15 protein-coding genes are annotated in these 16,299 nt (G+C 57.9%); 3 read left to right on the forward strand and 12 right to left on the reverse strand.

All coding sequences use genetic code 11. From position 1 onward, the window contains the following. Positions 1-33: 33 nt before the first annotated feature. The gene (locus PZBJ_RS06325) at positions 34-981 is read left to right on the forward strand and encodes a helix-turn-helix domain-containing protein (protein WP_101761708.1); all 948 of its coding nucleotides are present in this window, start codon (positions 34-36) and stop codon (positions 979-981) included. Here PZBJ_RS06325 and PZBJ_RS06330 read toward each other — a convergent pair. The 7 genes from PZBJ_RS06330 to PZBJ_RS06360 form a co-directional block, all read right to left on the reverse strand. Further along, entirely contained in the window at positions 970-1,548 is a 579-nt protein-coding gene (locus PZBJ_RS06330; RefSeq protein ID WP_101761709.1) for an ANTAR domain-containing response regulator, read from the reverse strand. The two genes, PZBJ_RS06325 and PZBJ_RS06330, sit on opposite strands and share 12 nt — an antisense overlap. A 183-nt stretch (positions 1,549-1,731) precedes the next feature. Then, complete coding sequence (locus tag PZBJ_RS06335; RefSeq protein WP_101761710.1) at positions 1,732-2,436, reverse strand: ABC transporter ATP-binding protein; 705 nt, start codon at positions 2,434-2,436, stop codon at positions 1,732-1,734. Then, positions 2,429-3,160 carry an ATP-binding cassette domain-containing protein gene (locus PZBJ_RS06340; RefSeq protein WP_101761711.1) on the reverse strand — a complete coding sequence of 244 codons (732 nt, stop codon included), beginning with the start codon at positions 3,158-3,160 and terminating at the stop codon, positions 2,429-2,431. The genes PZBJ_RS06335 and PZBJ_RS06340 overlap by 8 nt, the downstream gene beginning before the upstream one ends. Beyond that, complete coding sequence (locus PZBJ_RS06345; RefSeq protein ID WP_101761712.1) at positions 3,157-4,185, reverse strand: branched-chain amino acid ABC transporter permease; 1,029 nt, start codon at positions 4,183-4,185, stop codon at positions 3,157-3,159. The genes PZBJ_RS06340 and PZBJ_RS06345 overlap by 4 nt, the downstream gene beginning before the upstream one ends. Next, positions 4,185-5,054, reverse strand: coding sequence for a branched-chain amino acid ABC transporter permease (locus PZBJ_RS06350; protein WP_101761713.1), 870 nt, complete (start codon positions 5,052-5,054; stop codon positions 4,185-4,187). The genes PZBJ_RS06345 and PZBJ_RS06350 overlap by 1 nt, the downstream gene beginning before the upstream one ends. Before the next feature lie 11 nt (positions 5,055-5,065). Next, entirely contained in the window at positions 5,066-6,307 is a 1,242-nt protein-coding gene (locus PZBJ_RS06355) for an urea ABC transporter substrate-binding protein (protein ID WP_101761714.1), read from the reverse strand. A gap of 291 nt (positions 6,308-6,598) precedes the next feature. Then, positions 6,599-7,711 carry a lactonase family protein gene (locus PZBJ_RS06360; RefSeq protein ID WP_101761715.1) on the reverse strand — a complete coding sequence of 371 codons (1,113 nt, stop codon included), beginning with the start codon at positions 7,709-7,711 and terminating at the stop codon, positions 6,599-6,601. Positions 7,712-8,099: 388 nt separating this feature from the next. On the opposite strand from PZBJ_RS06360, the gene PZBJ_RS06365 reads away from it, so the two are divergent. After that, entirely contained in the window at positions 8,100-8,738 is a 639-nt protein-coding gene (locus PZBJ_RS06365; RefSeq protein WP_101761716.1) for a LysE family translocator, read from the forward strand. A 36-nt stretch (positions 8,739-8,774) separates the two neighbouring features. Here PZBJ_RS06365 and PZBJ_RS06370 read toward each other — a convergent pair whose 3' ends face one another. The 4 genes from PZBJ_RS06370 to PZBJ_RS06385 all read right to left on the reverse strand — a co-directional run bounded on the left by PZBJ_RS06370 (position 8,775) and on the right by PZBJ_RS06385 (position 14,037). After that, positions 8,775-9,575 carry an inositol monophosphatase family protein gene (locus PZBJ_RS06370; protein ID WP_101761717.1) on the reverse strand — a complete coding sequence of 267 codons (801 nt, stop codon included), beginning with the start codon at positions 9,573-9,575 and terminating at the stop codon, positions 8,775-8,777. A gap of 14 nt (positions 9,576-9,589) precedes the next feature. Next, positions 9,590-10,651: an ABC transporter ATP-binding protein gene (locus tag PZBJ_RS06375; protein ID WP_061719127.1), complete on the reverse strand. Its 1,062-nt coding sequence runs from the start codon at positions 10,649-10,651 to the stop codon at positions 9,590-9,592. Next, positions 10,648-12,870: an ABC transporter permease gene (locus PZBJ_RS06380; RefSeq protein ID WP_101761791.1), complete on the reverse strand. Its 2,223-nt coding sequence runs from the start codon at positions 12,868-12,870 to the stop codon at positions 10,648-10,650. The genes PZBJ_RS06375 and PZBJ_RS06380 overlap by 4 nt, the downstream gene beginning before the upstream one ends. Positions 12,871-13,008: 138 nt before the next feature. Beyond that, positions 13,009-14,037, reverse strand: a complete 1,029-nt coding sequence (locus tag PZBJ_RS06385) for an ABC transporter substrate-binding protein (protein WP_101761718.1) — start codon at positions 14,035-14,037, stop codon at positions 13,009-13,011. A gap of 217 nt (positions 14,038-14,254) precedes the next feature. Here PZBJ_RS06385 and PZBJ_RS06390 point away from each other — a divergent pair, with 217 nt between their 5' ends. Next, the gene (locus PZBJ_RS06390; RefSeq protein WP_101761719.1) at positions 14,255-15,289 is read left to right on the forward strand and encodes a LacI family DNA-binding transcriptional regulator; all 1,035 of its coding nucleotides are present in this window, start codon (positions 14,255-14,257) and stop codon (positions 15,287-15,289) included. On the opposite strand, the gene PZBJ_RS06395 is transcribed toward PZBJ_RS06390, so the two are convergent. Next, on the reverse strand, positions 15,247-16,182 hold the full coding sequence (locus PZBJ_RS06395; protein WP_101761720.1) for a LysR family transcriptional regulator: 936 nt from the start codon (positions 16,180-16,182) through the stop codon (positions 15,247-15,249). The two genes, PZBJ_RS06390 and PZBJ_RS06395, sit on opposite strands and share 43 nt — an antisense overlap. Positions 16,183-16,299 lie beyond the last annotated feature (117 nt).

A 16,299-nucleotide genomic window follows, 5' to 3' on the forward strand; every position in this document is an offset into this window, starting at 1 on the left:
CGCCCTTTTTCGCCATGTTTAGGGGATGCTGATATGAAAGAGCTTTTCACCACCGACGATCTCGATAACCGTCATCGCTTCGATGCCTGGCGTGATGCGGTGTGCTCGCGTCTGATCAACGCCCAAGCGCGACAGATGCATTCAAGCACTTTTTCCGGCAGCTTTGCCTATTCGACGCTCGGTCACATGGATATTGCCAATCACGTATCGCATACCGCGCTGATGTGGCAACGCACAGCAGAATGCATCCGCTGCCATCCTAATCACGATTTCTATCTGGGCTACGTCTGCGCCGGCAGCGGCACGCTGCGGCAGAATGGCCATCAATCACGCGTCAGCGCCGGCGATGTGGTGATTTACGATGCTGCCACGCCGTTTGATTTTACGATGGAGAAGGTGGCGATCAATATCGTGCATCTGCCACGTCACATCATGGAGAAGGAAGCGCCTGCCACCGCCAAACTGGCGGGCAAAACGCTGGATCTCACGCGCCCCGGCATGGCATCGCTCAAGCTGCTGCTGCAGGAAGCGTTCGTGTTTAATCCCGACCGCGAGAACCCGTTTCTGGCCGAGCAGTTTGCCAACACGCTGCTGAATATGATTTCGGTGAGCGTCAATTTGCAGCACAGCGAAGAGGCGCTGAAGCCGGATCTCTACTCACGCGTAGTGAGTTTTCTGCGTCACAACCTGCAGGAGCCAGAGCTGTCGGTGGCGCAGATCGCCAATGCGCATCATGTCTCGCCGCGCACTATCAGCCGGGTGTTTGCCGCGCACGGCACCACGCCGATGAACTTCCTCTGGCAGGAGCGTTTGCAGGCGTGTCATCGCATTCTCGCCGAAGGCAAAGCGCGCAATATCACCCAGGTGGCGTTGGATCACGGCTTCAGCGATATGTCGCACTTCAGCCTGGCGTTCCGCAAAACCTTTGGTTATACGCCCAGCAGCCTGTTACGGCAGCCGGACGCGCCGCTACTTTTGTAGCGTGGTGATCACGCGCTCGGCGGTGTATTCCATGCTGCTGCGCGTGTTCATCGCTTCACTGCGCATCAAGCGGTACGCCCCCGATTCATCCAGCCCGAAGGTTTGCATCAGCACGCTTTTGGCCTGCGCCAGTCGCTCACTCCGCGCTTGACGCGCCTGCTGTACCGCACGCAACCGCTGCTGGTGACGCACGGTTTTTAGCGTGCCAATCATTTGCACAATTAAGGCAAACGGATTGAGCTCACGCGCAGCGATGGCATTCGGCTGGAGTTGCAGCAGTAGCGGAAACAGCCGTGCGTTGTGGCTATCCGCCAGCGCGATGATGGGAATATCCCTCTCGCGCGCACTGATAAACAGCGGGGTTAACAGTGGCTGCTGATGCATATCGATCGCCACCAGCAGCAGCTGCGTATCCGTGGAGAGTGACGCGGCAGGCGGCCAGCTGTGCTGCGCGTGACAGCCCAGCTGCGTCAGCGAGGCGCAAAACGCGCGCACACTCTGTGAATCAGGATGGAAAATATGCAGCCGGACACCAGAAAGCGTTGCCAGTAATGATTGTTCAGTCATGGTTCACCCTATGCGCATCCCGAATGAGGAAAGCTCACAGTAAGCGAGCGGATGGGTTAACGCTTTGCTGATGCTGCCGGGTGCTGTGTCACGGCGGACAATGTCCGCTGCGCGCTGATGCCCTCACCCCGGCCCTCTCCCGCCTGCGGGAGAGGGCCGGGGTGAGGGCAAGGGTAAAACAGCTCAAGCATGAAACCCCAAAAACTGTTCCGCCACGCTGGCGCTCGACTGGGTTTTCGGATCGATCCTCTGCACAATCTGCCCCTTTTCGATCACATGAATCTGGTCAGAGAGCGCGTATAGAAACTCGATATCCTGTTCCACCAGAATGATCGAAATATCCATCTCATGCCGGAGCCGTCGTAACGTCTCGATAATCTCCTCGCAGATATTCGGTTGAATCCCTTCCGTTGGCTCATCCAGCAGCACCAGCTGCGGCTGGCCGCACAGGCAGCGCGCCAACGCCAATAGCTGCTGCTCGCCGCCCGATAGCGCACCGCCCGGCTGCGCCAGCAGGCGTTTCAGGCGCGGAAAATACGCCAGCATCTGCTCGATAATCTCTCCGGCGCGGGAGAAGTGTTTCACGCAGCCCATGCGCAGATTTTCCTCCACCGTCAGTTGCGGGAAAATCTGTCGGCCTTGCGGTACAAAACCGATGCCCGCTACCGCCCGCTGGTGCGCCTGATAACGGGTAATATCGATGCCGTTCAGCGCGATCTGGCCTTGCCAGGCCGGCAGTTCGCCCATAATGGTGCGCAGCAGCGTGGTTTTGCCCATGCCGTTGCGGCCCAGCACGCCGGTAAACGACTTCGCGCCGACAAACAGCTCGGATAAGTTCAGCACCGGAATCTTGTTGTAACCCGAGACCATCTCTTTAATTTCAAGCATGTTTAATCTCCAGATTGCCGAGATACGCCTCTTTCACCCGCGGATTTTGCGTCACCTCGCGGAAGCTGCCTTCCGCCAGCACCGCGCCCTGGTTAAACACCGTTACCTGCTGCGCAATCATGCTGATGAACTCCATGTCGTGTTCCACCACCACCACCGTGCTCTGCTGATTAATCGCCTTGATCAGCTGCGCGGTTTTGCGCACTTCCTGATGCGTCATACCCGCCGCCGGTTCATCCAGCAGCACCAGCTGCGGTTTAGAGATCAGGATCATCCCCAGCTCCACCCACTGCCGCTGACCATGTGCCAGTTCCGAGAGCACCGCATGTTGCAGATCGACCAGACCGATATCCTCCAGCACCTGTTCTATCGCCGCCGGCAGCGCCGCTTTCGCCAGCTTATTTGCTGCCGCCTGCCACAGGTTTTCCCGCACGCTTAAGCCTTCGAACACGCTCGGCACCTGAGTTTTAATGCCAATCCCCAAACGCGCGATTTCCCATGGCCGTTTGCCGGAGATCACCTGTTCGCGATAGCAGCACTCGCCGCGCGTCGGCGTGACCTGGCCGCTCAGCATCTTGAAGAAAGTGCTTTTGCCTGCGCCATTCGGGCCGATCAGGCAGCGCAACTCACCTTCACGTAGGGTGAAATCCACCTCTTTCACCGCATGCACGCCGCCAAAACTGACGCCCATTTTGCGGGTTTCCAGTAACACGTTGGTCGTCATGGTTTCACCTCACTGACCTGCGCGCGGCTGGCGGGCGCGGCGGAACGCTTGCGCCGCCACAGGCGCTGCAACGTTGGCAGAATGCCGCCCGGAATCAGCAACACAAACACCGCCAGAATCACGCCGAGCACTAAGTTGACATCCACGGTTTGCTGCGCGCCCAGCCGCGTCACCATCCACTGCAACAACACGCAGCTGATCACCGGACCCAGCAGCGTGCCGCGGCCACCGACAATCACCCAGATGATGATCTGCGCCGACTGGCTGATGCTAAAAACGCCGGGACTAACAAAGGCGCCCCAGTTGACGTACAAACAGCCCGCCAGTCCGGCAATGGCCGCGCCGATGGCGAAGGTTGCCAATTTATGCGCCGGCACGTTGTAGCCGAGCAATCCGGCGCGCTGCTCGTTCTCACGAATTGCCACCACGGTTTTGCCAAAACGGCTCAGCAGCACGAACTTCAGCAAGGCGTAGCACAGCGCCAGACATCCGGCGGTGACCATAAAGATCGCCTCGGGCGATAAAATCGCCTCCGGCTGGAACGGCAGGTTAAGCGTCGGCACCGAAGGAATGCCGTTAAAGCCGCCCAGCAACGCCTCGCCGATGTGGTATTCGCTGCCGGAGGTGGAGTTGACCCAGTTAAACAGCACCAGACTCACCGCCAGCGTGATGGCGCCGAGATAGACATCGCTGACGCCGCCATAAAAAATCACATAGCCGAACAACAGCGAGAACAACGTTGGCAGCAGCACCGCCATCACCACCGCCCAGGTCGAATCGCCCCAGTTGATAGCGCAAATCGCATAGGTGTAGGCCCCTAAACCGAAAAACGCCGCCTGACCAAAGCACAGGATGCCGCCGTAGCCCCAGATGAACGCCAGGCTGAGCGACAACAAACCCATCACCAGAAACACCGTCAGCGACAGCAAGGTGTAGAGCTCAATCGCGCCTGACAGCCACAGCGCCACCAGCACCATCGCCAGTGAGATGACGATAATCTGGATCTTTTCCGAGAACAGTTTCATTACAGCGATCTCCTGAAGAAGCGTCCGGTGATGCCCTGCGGCAGCAAGCGCAGCAGCACAATGGCGCTCAGCAATAGCGCGACGGCACCAAACACCGGCGTGGAGAAGTACGTCACCAGTTGCGAAATGGTGCCGAATAACGTCGAGGCGGAGAGTGTTCCGGCGATGATGGCGCTACCACCGCCAATCACCGTGATAAAGGCTTTGGCGATAAAGCTGACGCCAATGGTCGGGATCACGCCGGTAATCGGCGCTAACAGCGCGCCGCCTAAACCCGACAGCGCTGCGCCCAGGCCAAACGTCAGGCTGTAGATTTTGCCCGGATTGCTGCCGAGCGCCGCCGCCATGCGCGCATTCTGCATGGTGGCGCGCGCGCACAAACCTAAAGTGGTGAAGCGCAATAGCAACCACAGCGCGCCGAGCAAGCCGATCGCAAACACAATCATGAACAGCGAATAACCGCTGGTGCTGTAGCTGCCGATGCTGACGCTGGGCAGCGGTGAACTGATGCCCAGCGTGGTGTTGCCGAACAGCATGGTGGCGGCACCAATCAGCGCCAGACTCAGCCCCCATGTCGCCAGCATGGTGTCGATCATCCGCCCGTACAGATGACGGATAATTACGCGCTCGATTACCGCGCCAAACACCCCCACAGTGAGCGGCGCAATCACCAGCATCGAGATCCAGATCGGCACGCACCACTGATTGGTGGCGAGAATGGCGCTGTAGCCGCCCAGCATCATGAATTCGCCGTGCGCCATATTGACGATTTTCATCATGCCGAACACCACCGCCAGCCCGACGCTCATGATCACCAGCACGGCGATGGCATTAAGCACTTCAATGGCGTAGATAATGAACAGATCCATAGCGGCTCCTGTCACAGCTCAATTTGATACTGTTTGGTATCGCGCGGGTTTTTCTTCAGATCGCACACCATCGCGGTATCCACCGGCGCTTGATCGGTGAAGGTTTGCAGAATTTTCATCTGATGGTTTTCCACTTCGGCGATATGCACATCCAGCGAACAGTGATGCGTGGCCGGATCCACACTCAGCTTGCCGCTCGGCGAGGTCAGCGTGACGCCGGACTCCAGCGCCTCGATCACCTTCATGCGATCGATATCGCCCGCTTTGCGCACCCCTTCCGCCCAGATCAACATGCCCTGATAAGCGCCCATCGCCAGGTCGCTGATGTACGGCGTATTGGCGCCGTAGCGCGCATGGAATCGCTCAACGAAAGCTTTGTTTTCCGGCGAGGGGATTTCCTGCATATAGTTGGCGGCAACCAGAATGCCGTTGCTCTCTTCCGGCGACAGAATGATATGTTCGTTGCCGCCGCCAAACACCGTGGAGGCAATCGGGATCTTGCCGCTCATACCAGCCGCATGCCACTGGCGATAGAAGGAGATGTGCGCGCCACCGACCAGCGCTGACCACACCATGTCGGGTTTGGCGCTCTGGATTTTAGAGATCGCCGCACCAAAATCGGTAACATCCAGCGGGAAGAATTCAACCGTTACCACTTCACCGCCATTATCGTGCACCGACTTTTTCACCCACGCCGAGACGATTTGGCCGTAGTTATAATCCGCCGCCAGCACGTAGACTTTTTTGCCCCACTTCTTCACCGCGTAAGGCACCAGCTTTTCCACGGTTTGTGCTGGCGTAGAACCGGATGAGAAGTAATTGCGATCGCACACGCCGCCTTCATATTGCGCCGGATAAAAATAGAGTGAACGGAAACGATCCAATACCGGACGAATAACCTCACGCGAGGCCGAGGTAATACCACCATGCACCACCGCCACTTTATCTTTCAGCGCCGCCTGCTGCGCATATTGCGCATAAAGCTGCATATTGGATTGCGCATCGTAATTAATCACCTGCAACGGTCGACCTAATAAACCACCCGCCGCGTTGATCTCTTCTGCCGCCAGATTAATGGCGTTCGACATCGGCTTACCGTAAATATCAAGCCCGCCGGATAAGTCGAGAATACTGGCGATTTTGATAGCGTCCTTGCTGTCGGCGGCGAAAGAGAATTTAGGCGCAACGCCTGCAGCCAAGCCTAATGCCGAAACGGCTGAACCCTGGATAAATGAACGACGACTAATAGCCATAGCAACCTCTTGAAAAGAGAAGGATCAAACAGGAGTGTTTCCGGGAGGCCGGAGAGAATAAAAGCGATCTACAGACGGCGCTGTCTGTATTGACAAGAGGGGTGCCACATCGTTGGGGCGTTGTTTTTAATAAAGCAAGAAGTGGGCCAAATTAATTAGACTCTGCATATTCACGTAGCGGCGCGATTCATCGCGCAATAAATTGCGCCGCTACGACAACGTGCGCACTGTTAAATGGCAATGGGCACCAATGAGGTGCGAGGTCGCCCTTCATGGCGACCTCAATAACACTCAATTAAAAAACTTAATATCCGTCGGCGTGGCAATCTTCGCCACTTCACCCGCGGCTTTCAGCACACCGCTCTGTTCATCGAAATGGAACAGGGTGATGTTATTGGTAAACACGTTCGCCACATAAAGGTATTTGCCGCTGGCATCAAAGGCGAAAGCGCGCGGTTCAATGCCATCCGCTTTATAGCGCACCGGCGATCCCAGTGAACCATCCTGCTCAATGCGGAACACTACTAAGCTGTTATCCGATCCACGATTAGCGGCAATCACAAATTTGCCGTTCGGGCTGAGGATAATGCCGCCGCCGCTGCGATACTCGGCGCTGCTGTTTTCCGTATTCAGTTTGACGCTGGATTGCTGGTGCAGACGATCGTTCTGCACCGCAAACACCACCACTTCACCGGCCATTTCGGTAATGACATAGGCGTGTTTACCATCCGGTGAAAACACCATGTGGCGCGGGCCAGAACCGGCCGGGAAGGTGACATCGCGTGAGGTATCCGCTTGCAGCGGCTGAGCATTGCCGGCGTGATAGGAATAAGCGTGCAGTTTGTCGCCGCCGAGATCTGCAGCGTAAAGGTATTTGCCATCATGAGTGAAGGTGGTGGAGTGCGCATGCCCGCTATCCTGACGATCTTTCACCGCCCCGCTGCCGCTGGCGAATGGGAAATTCTGTACCTGCTCGCCGAGCGAACCGTCGTGATGAATCGGGAATACCGCCACGCTGGCACCACCTTTAGCCACCGAGTAGTTGGCGACAAAGAGGAATTTCCCGTCCGGGCTAATGGTGGCATGTGTCGGCTGCTGGCCGTGGCTATCCACCGCGTTAATCACGCGCACCTTGCCGCCGTGATCAATCGCCAGCGCAGTGACGGCACCGGCGTTTTCTTCGTTAGTGGTGTAGGCAAAACGTCCATCGTGCGATTTCACAATCCACGATGGGCTTTTCATTTTGATGAAATCGAGCGGCGTCAGCGTGCCGTCGCTATTGACCTTCAAACGGTATAAACCTTCGCTGGGATGACCTGGATTTTGCACTAACGGCGCATCCGGGATGCTGGTCCATGTGCCCACTAAAGCCGTTTGGTTATGATGTTCCGCTGCAGTTGCCATTGCACTTCCCGCTAATGTGAAAACAGCTAGCGATAATGCCACGCTTAAACGTGACGCCATACCGCCAGACACCGTTTTATTGTGATTTTTCATTGTGGTACCCACCATAATCGGAATGTTCTTTATAAAAATCGTTCGCAGAGTTGGATTTTTTATTGTGATTGCGGCCAATGCTGCAGGCCGCATAACGACTATAGTGGGATTGCTTTGATTCGCGGCGAACAGGCGTGATCGTGTTCACATTATCGTGGATTTATCCGCCGTTAGAGCACGATTACCTCCAAACGTGGCAGCCGGAATAGCACAAATGCGTAATTCTCATTATTACTGCGTTTTCCTGCATGCTTTAATACAGCCCTATTAACATGCCAGGGATGCTGACGTTGCTATGCTGCAGTTTTCAAATGGTTTTCTGCTGAGTTTGTCGTTATGCCTTGATATTGGTCTCGCCAATATCGCCATGATCACGCTGGCGATGCAGCGCGGCTATTTTCACGGTTTTTGGTTGGGGATTGGCACCTGCATTGGTGACTTAATCTATGCGGTGCTGGCGCTGGCGGGCATGGCGATAGTGCTTCAATTCACCGCCGTGCGCTGGGTATTGTGGATTGGCGGCGGTGTGATGCTGCTATGGTTTGCCGGGAAAATGCTGTATGCGGCGTTGCAAAAGCAGGCTGCACTGCCGGAAACCGAACAACAGCCCTATCGATCGCTGCTGCGCGAGTTCAGTCGTGGCGTAATGCTGGCGATGTCATCGCCGACCGCGATTTTGTGGTTTGCCAGCGTCGGCGGTGCGTTGATTTCCCGCATGGGACACGGCAGCGCGGCCGCAACCTCATCGTTTCTTGGCGGCTTCTTTATTGCGGGCGTAGTGTGGACCTGCGTGCTGTGCCTGGTCGGTAGCATGGGCGGTAAGCTGTTGGGGCAGCGTTTGCTGAAGTATTCCTATCTTGCTTCGGCTTTGATTTTTGTTTATTTCGCCATCTATGTGATTTGGTCGGGTTACCGGGAATTTATTCTGGTTTGATAGAAGGTCGCCATTAAATGGCGACCGCAACCAACATCACAACCCGGCAATCCGCTTCAAATCCGCTTCCGCGCCTGGCGCAACCGCCAATACCTGTGCGCCTTTCAACAATCGTTCACCTTCGGTATTGAACGGGTGATACCAGCCGCCCGCTTCCTTCACCAGGCAATAACCGGCCAGGCAATCCCACGCATGCATATAGGGTTCGTAATAACCGACCACGCGCCCAGCCGCGACCCACGCCAGCATCAATGCGCCGGACCCAATGCGAATAAAATTCCCACCCGCCGCCAGCAGCGATGCGAGGATTTTTCCTACTTCATCCGGGCTGACGTGGCTGTTGGCACCAAAACCGGTGACGTGGTTTTGCAGCGTGCGCGACGCATCCACCTGCAAGCGCTTGCCGTTGAGCGTGGCGCCCTGACCCATCGCCGCCACGTAACACTCCTGATAAGTGGGCGCGAAAATCACGCCAATCACCGGCACGCCGTCATGCAGCACCGCCACGGACACGCACCAGTTCGGCATGCCGTTAAGGAACGGGCTGGTGCCGTCGATCGGATCGACCACCCACGTATAACCCGATGAACCTTCCTGCAATCCGTACTCTTCGCCGAGGAAACCGTCGTCGGCAAACTGCGCGCGAATTTGCTGGTCGATCATCTGCTCCACTTCGCGGTCAGCGCGCGACACCACATCCTGCAAATCGTATTTGGTCTCCACCACCAAGGTTTCACGCTGATGGAAATACTCCAGCGCCTTCGCGCCGCCGGCGCGTGCCACCTTCTCCGCCAGAATCAGGCGCGATAATAGCGGGTCATTGTCTAATTCACTCATCATCCATCCTTACATTAACCGGCAATCAGGGCCAAACCCTGAGGTTTAAAATCAATCGCGACGTTCGAGGCCAGCGGCAACTGCTGCTCCATCTCGGCATCGACAATAAACAGTGAACCCAATTCGGTGGCGACTTCATATTCGATATGGTCGCCGAGCCACGTGCTGTGCGTCACTTCGCCGCGCAGTGCACCTGCGCCTTCTCCGCGCAGGGTGATGAATTGCGGTCGCACCGACAGCTGTGCTGCGCCGGTTTTCAGGCCGTTGCCGCGCACGCGATAGCGCTGGCTGCCGAGTCGCACCAGCGCTTCGCTGCCATCAAGCTGCTCCACTTCGCACGGCAGGATATTGGCCTCGCCCATAAAGTCGGCGATAAACACCGAGTTCGGCGCGTGATAAAGACTTTCCGGCGCGCCCTGCTGTGCAATATCCCCCTCTTTCATGACAATAATCTTATCGGAGACCGCCAGCGCCTCTTCCTGATCGTGCGTGACGTACACCGCGGTGAAGCCGAGTCGCTGTTGCAGATCGCGGATATCGGTGCGCACCCGGCGACGCAAACGCTCATCGAGATTCGAGAGCGGTTCATCCAGCAGCAGCACCTGCGGCTCCAGCACCAGCGCGCGCGCCACGGCAATGCGCTGTTGCTGCCCGCCGGAGAGCTCAGATGGCAATCGCTGGCCCTGATGTTCGAGGCCCACCAGCTTCAACCCTTCGCGCGCGCGGTCCTGCGCTTCACGCTTATTCATGCCCGACGACTGCAAGCCATACATGATGTTGTCGAGCGCGCTCATGTGCGGGAACAGCGCGTAAGACTGAAACACCATCGCCACGTCGCGCTCATTGGCGGGCAAGTTGGTGACATCTTTGCCGCCAATCAAAATGCGCCCGGCGCTGGGATGCTCGAGCCCGGCCAGCAGGCGCAGCGTGGTGGTTTTGCCGCAGCCGGACGGACCCAGCAGCGTTACCAGCGTGCCGGGCTCCACCGTCAGCGAGAGATCGGGAATGGCATCAAATCCGGCAAAGCGTTTCGAGACGTGTTCAAACACCACAGATCCAGCGGTTACGCGTGTCATACGGCTCTCTCCTGCGTTAATGAGGTTGTTGCGGGCGGCACCGCAATATCGACCGGACGGGCCACGCGGCGCAGACGCCGTTCGCCCACCAGCCACTGGAATATGCCGATGATCAGCAGCATCACCACAATCAAGACGGTTGAATAAGCAATCGCCACACCGTATTCGCCGTTTTCCACCAGCCCAACGATGTACGAGGTTGCCATGTTGTATTGCGCGCTCACGAGGAAGATCACCGCACTGATTGAGGTAATGGCACGCACGAAGGCATAGACCAGCGCGGCGCTGATGGCGGGTTTCAGCAGCGGCAGTACCACTTTGCGCAGCGTGCGGAAGCTGTTGGCCCCGAGCGTTAATGACGCTTCATCCAGACTTTTATCCAGCTGGCTCATCGCTGCGATGCCGCCGCGCACGCCAACCGGCATGTTGCGGAACACAAAGCAGGCTACCAGGATCATCGCGGTACCGGTGATCTCCAGCGGCGGCAGGTTATAGGCCATCACATAACTCACGCCGATCACCGTGCCGGGAATGGCGAAGCTCAGCATCAGCAGGAACTCGAAGGTCTGACGACCGGCAAACTTCTGCCGCACAATCAGCCATGCGGTGAGCAGGCCGACAATCGCCGTCAGCGGCGCGGCAATCAGCGCGATCTCCAGCGTGGTCCAGAACGAGTTCCACGCCACGCCGCTCCACAGCAGATGCCCGTCGCTGAAGCTGACGCCGAAGGCGCGCACGTAATGCTCGATGGTCAGCGCATCATTCAATCCCCACGACTGCACAAAGCCGCCGACCACAATCATGCCGTAGATCACCAGCGTGAACAGGCCCCAGGGAATCACCATGCCGTACACGCCAAAGCGCAGCACGCGCGGCAGCTGCACATGTTTGCCGCCGTCGCCTTTGCCGGTGACGGTGGCGAAGTTTTTACCGCCGAGCCACCAGCGCTGCAGCACAAAGGCCGTCAGCGTGAAGCACAGCAGAATCATCGCCAGCACCGCCGCACGACTTGGATCGTTCTGCGCGCCAACTACCGAGAAGAAGATCTCCGTGGAGAGCACGCCGTGACTGCCGCCCAGCACCATCGGATTACCAAAGTCGGCCATGCTTTCGATAAAGCTAATCAGGAAAGCGTTGGCCAAACCCGGCGCCATCAGCGGCAGCGAGACGCGTGTGAAGGTGCGCCAGCGATTGGCACGCAGCGTCTGTGATGCCTCTTCCAGCGACGGACTGACGCCTTCCACCACGCCAATCAGCACCAGAAACGCAATCGGCGTAAACGACAGCACCTGCGCGATCCAGATGCCGGTTAAGCCATACAGCCAGCGGCCCGGTTCGATGCCAAACAGCGCCGCCAGATGTTCCGTCACCACGCCGGAGCGACCAAACAGCAGGATCAGCGCCAGACCAATGACAAACGGCGGCGTGATGATCGGCAGAATGGTCAGCATGCGCAGCGCTTTCTTACACGGCAGCGGCGTGCGCGTGGCGGCTAAGGCAAACGCCAAACCGAGCAGCGTTGATCCGGCGGCAGTCATCAGCGCCAGCCACAACGTGCGCCATGCGGTGCCGCAGGTGCCGCCCGACAAGCAGGACAGGCTCCAGATCGACGGATCCTGAATGTTGCTGATTAAGCCATCCGGTTTGAAGCTGCCGTCTACGTCCTGCACCGACACCACAAACATGCTCAGCACCGGATAGAGCACAAAGATGCTCACCAGCGCGGTGAGCAGCACCAGAGACGCCACCACAAAGGCGTCGCCTTTCATCACGCCGCGTTCGGCCAGCGCGAAGGAGAACAGCAGCAGGAAAGTGGTCAGTAACAGCAGCGCACCTGCGCCCATCGCCGGCTGGCCCGAGGCAAGTGCGCCGAAGCGGTTTTCCAGCCACAGCCAGCTCCAGCCGCTGTAGCCAATGGCGTGACCTTCGATGATGAGGAACAGCACGCCAAGCGCGCTGAACAGCAGCAGCAAACGGCTGCGCGCCGCGCCTGGCAGGAGGCCGCAGCCAGCGCACAGCACAAACAGCGCGATGGCGATGATGAGCCACGGATGTTCGCCCACTTGCCACAACGCAGGCGCGTTGGCGCTATCGCTCCACAGGCTGGTTAACCAGCCGCGGCTGAAGAAACCGGCTTCCAGGCTGAACCACGGCAGCAGCAGTAACGCCACTGCGCCGATGAGCAGCGCGCCTGTCAGACGACGATTATTTGCATTCATCCAATCCCCCAAAACGTCATTGCGTGCACGTATGCGTAGCGGCGCGATTTCTCGCGCGTTTTTGCTTTTCAACATTCGAACCGCATGCACCGACGAACAACGCGCAATAAATTGCGCCGCTACGGTGTGCGCAAATTCTTACTGCGCGCTGGCACCGATCTCTTTATCCCAACGTCCCAGTAACGCTTTACGTTTGGCCGAATCGCCGTAGGTCTTGAAGTCGTAATCGATCAATTTGATGTTCTCAAAGCGCGGCGCGTACTCTGAAATCTCCGCGTTGCGGTTCGACGGCAGCTGGAAGGATTTGGCCTCTTTCATATGCGATTGCGCTTCGGCGCTCAGCGCCCAGTCGTACCAGACTTTGGCGTTAGCGAGATTGCGCGCTCCTTTAACAATCGACATTGAGCCAATCTCATAGCCGGTGCCTTCGCAGGGCGCCACGGTCTTAATTGGGAAACCGTCGACTTCCATCGCCACCGCATCATGCATAAACACAATGCCCACGGTGGTTTCGCCACGCGCCGCCGATTTCACCGGCGCCGAGCCGGATTTGGTGTACTGCGAAATATTGGCGTTGAGTTTTTTCAGGTAATCAAAGGCCTGATCTTCACCCATGATCTGCACCAGCGTCGCCAGCGTGTTGTACGCCGTGCCCGACGAGTTCGGGTTGGCGATCTGAATTTCTCCTTTGAAGCTTGGGTCCAGCAAATCGGCCCAGCATTTCGGCTCTTTCAGCTTTTTCGACGCCAGTAATTTGGTGTTGTAACCCCAACCGAGCGCGCCGGCGTATATGCCCACCGTGCGGTAATGGGAGTTTTCCGCCTGCTTCTGCGCCCAATCCTGCTGCTGATCGAGCAGCGGCGATTTGTACGGCTGCGTCAGCCCCTCTTCCGCCGCCTGCATATGCGGATCGCCGGTGCCCGCCCACCAGATATCAGTGCGCGGATTGCGTGCTTCGCTGCGCAGGCGTGCATAAGCTTCGCCCGCCGAGAGGCGCACCATGCTGACTTTGATATCCGGATGTGCCTTGCTGAAGATGTTGGTCATGTGCTCGCACACCACCACATCGGCGGAGCAGACCATGTTCAGATTGCCCGCCGCCGAAGCGGCAAAAGGTATGGCAGTGCAACAGAGGGATAGCGCGATGGCCATTGAGGTGACTCGCATAGTGTTCTCCTGGATTGTAGGGTTGGTGCTTCATTGGCACCTTTTCTTGCACGTGTGTGCAAAGTAGTAATGAACAAGAAATGTCCTGTCAAACACCACGCTGCGCAATTGTTAGGCGATGTCACAAAAATGCAACAAATGAGATCTTAAGCAGTTTGCACAGCTTTGCAATCTGAGGCAGACTCAGTTGCAGCCAGATTGTGAAGAGGTGTTGAACATGCAGCATGAGAAAGCTGTGGTGAGCGCGCAGGATGTCGCTGAACGCGCGGGCGTATCGCGCTCAGCGGTGTCGCGCGCGTTTACGCCGGGCGCCAGCGTGTCACCGGCAACGCGAGAACGGGTGATGAAGGCGGCGGAAGAGTTGGGGTATCACGTCAATCATCTGGCGCGCGGTCTGGTGCGCAATCGCAGCAGCATTGTCTGCCTGATCGTCTCGGAAATCGCCACGCCCTATCGCGCCAGTCTGGTACGCTGGCTGACGCAGTTTTTGCAGGAAGCAGGCAAAGTGGCGATGCTGATCAACACCGACCGCTCGGATAACAGCGTTTCGGCGGCATTGCAGCAGGCGATTAATTTCCGCGCCGATGCCTCAATCATTCTCTCCGGCATGCCGGATCGCACCATCACGCGCCAATGCTATAAACACGGTCAGCGCATCATTTTGATCAACCGCGATGAAGCGTTGCCGGGCTCGCTGAGCATCAATCTCGATGCCGAAAGCGCCGCGCAAACGGCGGTAATGGCGTTTCAGCGCGCCGGTTGTCAGCATCTGGCGTTTGCCAATTCGCTGGCGGGCACGCCGAGCCTGAAAAAGCGCGAAGACACCTTTGTGCTGGCGGCCGAACGGGCGGGATTAACCGTGACCATCGAACGTTTTGGTACCACCTCTTACGAGAGCGGGCAGATTCTGGCGCACCGCTTGCTGACGCGTCATCAGCGACCCGACGGCGTGTTTTGCGTCACCGATTTGGTGGCCTGCGGCTTTATGGATGAAGCGCGCCACCGCTTTGCGCTGCGCGTGCCGGAAGATCTCTGTTTGATCGGTTACGACAACATCGCGCAGGCCGGCTGGTCATCCTACAATCTCACCACGTTTTCCCAACCGGTTGAGCAGTTCGCGCAGGACGCGGTGAAGTGGTTGATACACACCGAGCAGGAGGAAACCGGCTTCACGCCGCAAGGTGAACAGCAGCACGAAAGCCTGCTGTATCAGGCTGATGTGGTGTGGCGTGGTTCGGTGCGCGGCGGCTGACAAACATTTTTTACCACGCCGCGTAACCAATGATGCGCCGCGTCGTTTTCCAGTCGCGGATGCCACAGTTGTGACACTGTCATTTCTGGCGTGGCGAACGGCAGTTCAAACATCGCTAAGCGGGTGCTGTTTTTGATCAACGGATGATGCAGAAACAGCGAACGCGGCACCAAAGCAATGTGATCCGATTCCTGCGCCAGCGCCACCGCGCTGGAGAATGCCGCTACCACCGCCGCCACTTTGCGGGTTAATCCAGCCTGCTGCAGCGCATCGTGAATCGGCCCGCCAAGCTCACCGCGCCGTGACGCCACGATATGACCAAAGGCCGCGAACTGGGCGATATCCCGCTGCTGCGTGAGCGGATGTCCGGCGCGCACCACGCCAACGAAGCTATCGCGGAACAGCGCCTGCAGGCGAATCTCCGGGCCCATATTGCCCAGCACGCCAATCTCCAGATCGATGTTGCCTTCGCGCAAATCGCGCGCGCTTTTCTCCGGCTTGGGCACAAAACTGAGCCACGCGTGCGGCGCCTGGTGCGCCACGGCAGCGATGAGCGCGCTGCCAAAGGCTTCGACAAATCCTTCATTGGTGCGCAGGGTGAAGCAGCGATCTAGCTGATGCAGATCCAGCGACTGCGCCGTTGGGCTTAACACCGCACGCGCCTCGCGTACCGTGTGATGCGTGCGCTCGCGGATCGCTTCGGCATAAGGTGTCAGCACCATGTTGCGTCCGGCGCGTACTAACAGCGCATCGCCGGTGGTGGCGCGTAAGCGTCCCAGCGTGCGGCTCATCGCCGATTCGCTTAAGCCCAAGCGACGCGCAGCGCCAATCACGCTGCCTTCAATCAGCAGCGCATCCAAAGCAATTAACAGATTCAGGTCGGCATCATTCATGCGGTTTATCCTCGCCGATTCAGCGCAGTGAGACAAGGCGTTTGGTGCAGGTTAATACTGCGAGTGCTGCGCATTCCGCCTGCCCTCGCCCGGCGCTACACTCTTCTTATCGCAAAC

The organism is Pantoea endophytica, assembly GCF_002858935.1.
Taxonomy (GTDB): domain Bacteria; phylum Pseudomonadota; class Gammaproteobacteria; order Enterobacterales; family Enterobacteriaceae; genus Pantoea; species Pantoea leporis.

Coding starts and splice junctions, on each gene's coding strand:
- PZBJ_RS06325 (WP_101761708.1), top strand. CDS start 34: ATGAAAGAGCTTTTCACCACCGACGATCTCGATAACCGTCATCGCTTC.
- PZBJ_RS06330 (WP_101761709.1), bottom strand. CDS start 1,548: ATGACTGAACAATCATTACTGGCAACGCTTTCTGGTGTCCGGCTGCAT.
- PZBJ_RS06335 (WP_101761710.1), bottom strand. CDS start 2,436: ATGCTTGAAATTAAAGAGATGGTCTCGGGTTACAACAAGATTCCGGTG.
- PZBJ_RS06340 (WP_101761711.1), bottom strand. CDS start 3,160: ATGACGACCAACGTGTTACTGGAAACCCGCAAAATGGGCGTCAGTTTT.
- PZBJ_RS06345 (WP_101761712.1), bottom strand. CDS start 4,185: ATGAAACTGTTCTCGGAAAAGATCCAGATTATCGTCATCTCACTGGCG.
- PZBJ_RS06350 (WP_101761713.1), bottom strand. CDS start 5,054: ATGGATCTGTTCATTATCTACGCCATTGAAGTGCTTAATGCCATCGCC.
- PZBJ_RS06355 (WP_101761714.1), bottom strand. CDS start 6,307: ATGGCTATTAGTCGTCGTTCATTTATCCAGGGTTCAGCCGTTTCGGCA.
- PZBJ_RS06360 (WP_101761715.1), bottom strand. CDS start 7,711: ATGGCAACTGCAGCGGAACATCATAACCAAACGGCTTTAGTGGGCACA.
- PZBJ_RS06365 (WP_101761716.1), top strand. CDS start 8,100: ATGCTGCAGTTTTCAAATGGTTTTCTGCTGAGTTTGTCGTTATGCCTT.
- PZBJ_RS06370 (WP_101761717.1), bottom strand. CDS start 9,575: ATGAGTGAATTAGACAATGACCCGCTATTATCGCGCCTGATTCTGGCG.
- PZBJ_RS06375 (WP_061719127.1), bottom strand. CDS start 10,651: ATGACACGCGTAACCGCTGGATCTGTGGTGTTTGAACACGTCTCGAAA.
- PZBJ_RS06380 (WP_101761791.1), bottom strand. CDS start 12,870: ATGAATGCAAATAATCGTCGTCTGACAGGCGCGCTGCTCATCGGCGCA.
- PZBJ_RS06385 (WP_101761718.1), bottom strand. CDS start 14,037: ATGCGAGTCACCTCAATGGCCATCGCGCTATCCCTCTGTTGCACTGCC.
- PZBJ_RS06390 (WP_101761719.1), top strand. CDS start 14,255: ATGCAGCATGAGAAAGCTGTGGTGAGCGCGCAGGATGTCGCTGAACGC.
- PZBJ_RS06395 (WP_101761720.1), bottom strand. CDS start 16,182: ATGAATGATGCCGACCTGAATCTGTTAATTGCTTTGGATGCGCTGCTG.